Source organism: Microcoleus sp. Pol11C3 (assembly GCF_036701485.1).
Lineage (GTDB): Bacteria > Cyanobacteriota > Cyanobacteriia > Cyanobacteriales > Microcoleaceae > Microcoleus.
Window position 1 is genome coordinate 1 of record NZ_JAUBQW010000202.1, and the last position, 7,576, is coordinate 7,576.

6 protein-coding genes are annotated in these 7,576 nt (G+C 41.5%); 1 reads left to right on the top strand and 5 read right to left on the bottom strand.

The window, feature by feature from the left end:
• Window positions 1-186: 186 nt before the first annotated feature.
• The 5 genes from QUA40_RS26695 to gor form a co-directional block, all read right to left on the bottom strand.
• Window positions 187-2,004 carry a transglutaminase domain-containing protein gene (locus QUA40_RS26695; RefSeq protein WP_333131476.1) on the bottom strand — a complete coding sequence of 606 codons (1,818 nt, stop codon included), beginning with the start codon at window positions 2,002-2,004 and terminating at the stop codon, window positions 187-189.
• A gap of 233 nt (window positions 2,005-2,237) precedes the next feature.
• Window positions 2,238-3,590 (bottom strand): DUF58 domain-containing protein, encoded by a 1,353-nt coding sequence (locus QUA40_RS26700; protein ID WP_333131477.1) that lies wholly within the window; start codon window positions 3,588-3,590, stop codon window positions 2,238-2,240.
• Between the two features lie 3 nt (window positions 3,591-3,593).
• Window positions 3,594-4,556, bottom strand: coding sequence for a MoxR family ATPase (locus QUA40_RS26705; protein ID WP_333131479.1), 963 nt, complete (start codon window positions 4,554-4,556; stop codon window positions 3,594-3,596).
• Window positions 4,557-4,615: 59 nt separating this feature from the next.
• Window positions 4,616-5,152 (bottom strand): opioid growth factor receptor-related protein, encoded by a 537-nt coding sequence (locus QUA40_RS26710; RefSeq protein ID WP_333131481.1) that lies wholly within the window; start codon window positions 5,150-5,152, stop codon window positions 4,616-4,618.
• Between the two features lie 159 nt (window positions 5,153-5,311).
• Window positions 5,312-6,655, bottom strand: a complete 1,344-nt coding sequence (gene gor / locus QUA40_RS26715) for a glutathione-disulfide reductase (RefSeq protein WP_333131483.1) — start codon at window positions 6,653-6,655, stop codon at window positions 5,312-5,314.
• 511 nt (window positions 6,656-7,166) lie between these two features.
• On the opposite strand from gor, the gene QUA40_RS26720 reads away from it, so the two are divergent.
• Entirely contained in the window at window positions 7,167-7,520 is a 354-nt protein-coding gene (locus QUA40_RS26720) for a hypothetical protein (RefSeq protein ID WP_333131485.1), read from the top strand.
• The last annotated feature ends 56 nt before the right edge of the window (window positions 7,521-7,576 follow it).

The following is a 7,576-nucleotide window of genomic DNA, read 5'->3' on the forward strand; positions in this document are numbered from 1 at the left end:
GCACATCTCTTGATGAAATTATTCGTGCTTATTGTGCATGAATAGTGTCTCATACTTATTTGAAATGACTATATATAGCGGTTCTCAATTAAGTGAGGTACAAGTTGAGATTGAATAATTGGGGAATTTACGAATCAATTAAAAAGTCCTCAATCCCCCAATTTAAAATCTAAATCTGTACATCATCTACCTGAGAAAAGCTATAGTAGACTTACCGCTTTTATTAACCTGAGAGTTTGAGGCGATCGCCTGCCTGCGATATTGCTCGATCCAGGATTGAATTGCCAATTTAAATTCAGCTTTTTGTGCGTCTTGTATTCCTTCTGGATCGAAGCGATCGCAATAATGAATGTCAATCAACAATGCTAACTCTTCGATACCATATAATTCCGGTTTTTCTTTTTTCAATCTCTCCATCCAATTTCTTAAAGACTCGGAAGGAGGGCGAATCAATCCAGACTCATTTAACGCCTGTTCGATCAAATAAAATTCCGATTTCTTACTCAACGAATCTTTTTTATAAATGGCCTTTAGCCATCTTTGTTTGTTAGATAAAATGCGTACAGCTTGCTTAAAATTAGGATTACGACTCCTAAAAAATATTAATGCTGCCAGCAGGAAGACTCCCCCATACTTCAATCCATTGCTACCTGATAAATATCGCAACCCCAGTACAATTTTGTAAGTCAATAGCGACCATAAATCCGAGATAAATGCCCCTGGAGGAGCAGCAGCATCCTCCATGCTTTCCCAATCAGAAGGCGTAGGATCAAAAGCTTGCCATTTTCCCGCGATATAAGCCAAAGTCCAAGCATGAGCATGGCGACTTCTTACAATATATTGGTTCTCCAAAGAACTAAATTCGTGAACAGAATATCCAACAGCATAACGGGCTGGAATACCGAGTTTTCTCAGGAGAAGTGTCGCAGCGGTAGCAAAATATTCACAATGTCCAGAGCGAGTGTGCAGTAAAAATGTTGATAGAGGGGTAGCATTATTATCTTTGCCCCTAAGCTTCAGTGAATAAACGAACGTTTTTTGGAAAAAGGAGTCTATTTTATCTAATATTTCTGGTGGCGACTTTCCTTGAGTATCCATTTGACTGAGGATTTTATTCAGTGCCGCCATTTCGGATTTTGGTATTTGCAGGTCGTCTTCTGTAGGCGGGCTATCTACAGAAAAATTATTATTAAAGTAGCTTCGATAAGCCAGCATATCAACTTTTCCCGCCACTTTAATTGTCCCATATTTATTTTTTTCCATCTGACTGACAGGCAATGCGTCAATTTTAAAAGTTCCATCTGGCAGCTTTAATAAACCTTGGTTGCCTTGGAGTGTAGCCGAAATAGTAATCGTTGATGGATTCGGTAGTTGGTCGCCTAAATCCCAAGTTGTGCCATTAATCTTTGGTTGTACGGGAACAAAGTTAGGATTTATGGCGAGCCACAGTGAAGAGTTGTAGCGATTATAAGTGGCTTCTCTTAGCAGTCGGGGAGGAGTCTGTTTAGCTTCAGGAGCAACTCTGAAAATAATTTCATTTGACTGTTTTAATAATCCCACTGACCCGATGTTCGTTTGTTTTTTCAAAAAATCTGTTTCTTGAGAATTCCCATTATTAAGCCATGAGATTGCTTGCTGTTCTACTGCTAGGTGAAGTTGGTGCAAGCCCATCTGTCCTATAAATCCTATACTGCCAGCAATTAACATCAGACCCAGCCAGAGAATAGATGAAAATCTTTTCGTTCTCACAGACCACAAAGCAATAGCGGTTAAGGCAAATATCCCAGCATAAAAAGAGATGTCTCTACTGTTCGCCGTACTAGCCGATAGCAGACAACAGATAAAATATGGATAATTTAGATTCACCATCAAGGGGTTAAGTAGTGCTTTTTTTGTTCCCTTGTTTAGCCACAAAAACATTAGGCGTATATCCAGACTTTCCTTGACAGAATATACCTGAGCAGCTACCAGTGGAAAAAATACACCAGGAAGCCACTGCAACAAATTATATATCAAGTAAAGAGAGCGGTTGGCGACCAGGAGATAAACCAGCAAACAGCACAAAAAAATCAGGCATAAATTAGCAATGCGCCTAAAATCACTAGCTGAAAAATCCCACCGATAAGGCAACCAGTTAGCTGCCTCTAAAATCAGAGCAATTGGCACCGCAAAAAACCATAGTCCCGTCTGCCAGCCCCAAAAAAGTACACTAACACCCAAAAGAAACACTGGCATTTTCATAATTTCATTAACTCCTCTTGTATTTGACCTAGCTTTAAAAGATGGCAGCTTGTTAAGTCATCTTTAATCAACTCTAAATTTAAGCTATCTAATTGAGCGTCTGGCTCTGTTAAAATTAAAACTAAGCTATGGATACCGCGACTTATCAGATAATTTACTAATCTTTTTCTAGGTTCGTCCCAACACAAAAATATACAAATACAACCGCTTAGCAGAGAGATTTTTTCTATCAAAACTGAGGTGAGCGAGTCAAAAGCTTTATCCTGACAGGCACCAACAGAGGCGAGAATTTCTAGCATTTTTTCAGTAGAGTTCAGCCCTCTGCCAAAGGTAAAACAATAAGCTTCTTGAACGACGAACATCAAATCCAATAATGATTCTTGAGTCTGAACTTCATAGGATAATGAAGCAGCAATTGAGATTGCCTCTTCTAAAATTTCACTATATTTTACACTCTGAAATGTATCCAAAATTAAGGCGTGCCTCACAAAAAATTCATCCTGTTCTTCTTTGACAATTGGCTTACCTGCTTTTGCCCAACTTTTCCAGTGAATTTGGCGTAGCGAATCTCCCGGCCGATAATCCCGCAGAGACCTAAATTCCTCGGAATCTCCTACGGATGAAGCTAATGTTACGCCACCTGATTGATATCTTCTTGAGCCAGGAAGCTGAATTGGTGGTAAATGATATAGTTTGGGTAAAATTAACATAGATTGGGGCAAGGAAATTGTTTTACAAGCATTCCAAATCCCAAAAGGATCTGACCTAGTAACTGTTACACCAGCCAGGCGGATAACACCTCTGTAGGACGGCGTAATTTCACATACCACTTCTGTTTTGCTATTGGGTGGAAGAGGAGGCAATTCTATGGCTTTAGCTGTGGCGCATTGTTTTCTAGAAATTAGCCACAGCCAACGATAATAGCCGAAGTATTTATCCACTGAAGTGCGCTGTTCTTCACCCGGTTCAGGTGTTTCTATAAATTCTTGTAAACTTGGACAGGTGTCGGCAAAATTTTCCCCCAATTTCAGGTTATTTTGACTCTGGCTAGTTTTGTTATGAATGAGAATACGGTATTTTAAAGTGACTCCAACAGTTGCAAACTTTGGCAAGAACCGTACTGCATTGAAGCGGAAGCGAAAAAATCTACTGAAAATTATAGCTATTCCTATAATTGACAACAGGAAAGTAAAGATTTGATAGGTCAGGGTCTGATTAGTATCTAATCCTAAAACCCCCGCTATAAGCGTGCAGCTAAGCACGGCTAACCCATTGTTGGTCAATCGCTTTTTTCGCGATCGATTTACACGCGCACCGAAGCGAAAAATAGCGTAGAAAACACGTTTCATTTTTTAGGCGGGTACAGGAATAGATTTGATAATTTCTTCAACAACACCTGGGGCCATTCTACCAGAAAAACGCGCTTGAGGTTCCATGACTAGGCGATGAGCGATGACTGATACTGCCTGTTCTTGAATATGTTCTGGCGTAACAAATTCATAGCTATCGAACAAAGCTAATGCTTGAGCAACTTTCATTAAAGCTATGGAAGCTCGGGGACTCGCCCCTAGTTGTACGCCTTCGGCTGAGCGAGTTGCATTCACGATATCTACGATGTAACGTTTCAATTCTTCACTAATTCTAACTTGCTTTACCTGCTGTTTTAAGCTAATTAAATCCTCTAAATTAACGCAGGTTTGAAGTGTATCAATAGGATGTTGATGGATTTGTTCTCCGAGCAGGTTAACTTCATCTTCGGGCGAGATGTATCCTAGACTAAATTGAACTGCAAAGCGATCCATTTGGGCTTCAGGAAGTGGATAAGTGCCACGAGATTCTACTGGATTTTGGGTAGCAATGACAAAAAATGGGTCTTTAAGTTTGTGCAAATTTCCGTCAATGCTGACTTGACATTCTGCCATTGCTTCTAGGAGGGCTGATTGGGTTCGCGGTGATGACCGATTGATTTCGTCAGCCAAGATAATATTAGCAAAAATAGGACCTTCGTGGAAATGAAACGTGCGTTGATTGGGGTCGAGCATGGATATGCCCAAGATATCGGATGGCAAAAGGTCAGGTGTAAATTGAATGCGTTTAAAGCTGACATCGACAGATAAGGCTAGGGCTTTAGCTAGGGTAGTTTTACCTGTACCGGGATAATCTTCTAGGAGGACGTGCCCGCCACTCACAAAGGCTGACAGCAATTTCCTGATTGCTGCTGATTGCCCTTTCACCACTTTTTGAATGTTGTTGGAAATCCTTTGATAAATTTCTCTGCCCGACTGAGCGTGATTTTCTGTAATTGCTTTATCCATTATTTATTTTGTTCGTAGCGTTCGGTTACTGTCTCGCTGATTGGCTTGTCGCGAGCGATTTAACTATTTACAGCATTTTTCCAATATGTATAAGTTTTTAAACCAATACTTTCTTTATTTTCATTATATATCTCATCCAAACACGTAAAAAGAGCCAAAGCATAATTCTTCAAGCCCAAATTTGTCAAACTTGTAAGAATCCTAGTCAGCCGCAGGTAGTTGTGATTAAATTGTTCAATCCACTCTCTTTTTCTTGAAACATATTCCTCGGATTTTGCAATTACAATTTCTGCGTTTTCCCCTTCGCGGCATTCCAGCCCGTAAAACGCCAGCATGACTTTTAGAGATTTAACTAAGCGACTTCTCAACTCGTCAGTTGTTCTAAAAGCTTGAATCACCTCATCATTTAAAGTAGGAGCACTGGAATTAAAGCGGCTCTTTTCTCTCAGGGGAAACAGCCATTGAATGTAATTGTGCACGGATTCCAGCTTCTGATAGTCCCACGACCAAATATCCTCGATCGCCCGACCTTGTGAATCAGGCTGCTGACCGAGATAGAATGCTAAAATTTTGTTTTGTTTGGTTGAATTACTCATTAATCCCTTTAGGGGCGGGCAGGATGCCCACCCCACAATAAAATTTAATTTTTCTGTGGAACAAGCATCCTGCCTGTTCTTGAAAATGGTGCAATATCGGAATTTTAACCGACTTTAGCTATTAGCCAGAGGTTTAAACCCCTGGCTGCTTCGCCCGCTTTACCGCAGAGTCACAAACTCTTCAGCAGTCGATGGATGAATGCCAATAGTCGCGTCGAAGTCTTTCTTGGTAGCTCCCATATTAACCGCGATCGCCATTCCTTGAATAATCTCGCCCGCGTCTTTCCCAACCATGTGCACGCCCAAAACTCTGTCTGTATTAGTTTCAACAACTAACTTGACAAAAGTCTTCTCGTCTGCACCTGTCAAAGAATGAAACATCGGTCTAAACTTGGCTGTATAGCACTTAATTGATTCGGGAAACTTGACTTTAGCCTCCTCTTCTGTTAAGCCAACTGTAGCTGCTTCCGGCTGCGAAAATACTGCTGAGGCAACATTTTCGTGACTGATCGATCTGGGATTGTTACCAAATTCAGTATCTGCAAAAGCACGTCCTTCGGCGATCGCAATTGGCGTTAAATTGATGCGGTTGGTGCAATCTCCGACAGCAAAAATGTGCGGCTGACTGGTGCGGCTGTCTTTGGTAACTGCGATCGCACCTTTATCTGTTTCTACGCCCGCATTTTCTAAACCCAATTTTTCTAAATTAGGCTGACGCCCGGTAGCGCACAACAGCGCGTCTACTGTCAAAGTTTCTGCAGATTCTCCAGACAGAGTTAATTTTAATCCTTCTGGAGTTTTCTCAATTTGTGCGATCGACCTTCCTGTCAAAATGTTTATTCCATGCTTGGTCATTCCTTCTTGCACATTGGTGCGAATTTCCTCGTCAAAGTAGTTCAAAATTAAATCGCGGCGGATGATTTGAGTTACTTGACTTCCTAACCCGTTCATAATGCAGGCAAATTCAACACCGATATAGCCACCGCCCCAAATTGCCAACCGTTTTGGCTGCTCTTTTAGGAGGAATATTTCGCGAGAGGTAATCGCGTGTTCGATGCCGGGAATTGGGACTCTTTGCGCTTCGCCGCCGACAGCAATTAAGATTTTGGCTGCGGTGATTTTTCTGTCACCAACTTCGACGGTATGGGGGTCAATAAATTTGGCGTATCCTGAGATTAATTCGACTCCGGCTTTTTCAAGAAAGCTGATGTGCAGTTTGCTGAGTCGGCGCACTTCTGTGTCTACGGTGGTGACGAGTTTTTCCCAGTCGAAGCTGCTTTCTACTGGACTCCAGCCGTAGCCCACCGCATCTTCGTAAAGGTGCGAAAATGTTGAGGCGTACACCATGAGTTTTTTGGGGACACAGCCGCGAATTACGCAGGTTCCGCCTACTAAGTCATTTTCGGCGATCGCCACTTTTGCTCCGTAGGATGCTGCTCGCTTGGAACTCGCCAATCCGCCGGAACCTGCACCTATCACAAACAAGTCGTAATCGTATGTCATAATTGTCTGTACTTTCCTATCTCAGTTTTACGGTTTTTGCGCTTTACTTTTTTTAATGATATCTCAAAAATTTTTGGTTTTTTTGGGGGTCAACTACTTTACTTCTTCCGTTTGACATGGTATTATTAGATAATAGAAATATGTGCGTTAATTTTAAAATTACTCACACTTCCATTATTAGAGTATAGCACAAGCAAGTCGCTAGAAATATATAAAAATGTAACTATTTTTACGCGGCCGCCGATGAGGAAATTGGTAATTGTAAATTGCTGGTTATCGCCGATTCTCGATCCCCCTAAATCCCCCTTAAGAAGGGGGACTTTGATCGGAATCTTGTCCCCCCTTTTTCAAGGGGGGCTAGGGGGGATCTGGCATAATCGCAGCGACAGAAGACTCATACTATCCTAACCTAGGGGAGCAAAGACGGGGATTGCCAGTACAGTTTTTTGAGCTTCACAAATCATTGATAATTGCTATATTATAAACATAAATTAATTCTCGGGCTAGCTTTATGATCGATTGGCTTGTGATCTGGGGAGTGACGCAAGGAGTCGGCATTCTCGTTCAACCCATCTTAGAAGATTTAGTCAAAGACGGCGCGAAGGATTTTGCTAAAGATTTTTTTAAAGATTCCCTGAAAAACGTCTTATTAGGCGAAAAAGACCCGCGAAAAGTCGCATCGGGCAAAGCGATCAAAAAGTTTTTGGATTTGATGGAACAGCAGTTGAAAATTGGCGGAGTTTCCCCAGAGCAAAGAAAGCTGTATATTAAAGATGTTAAACAGTTTATCAATAACAAGTCTGTTAAGGAAATCTTGGGCAAGGCTTTTGAGAGCGATCGCGAAGGGAGCATCCCGGTTGTGTAAAAGTGCTATCCAGAGAGGATAATAGGTAGAGCGTCAACAGAAGCGTGAACTGCATT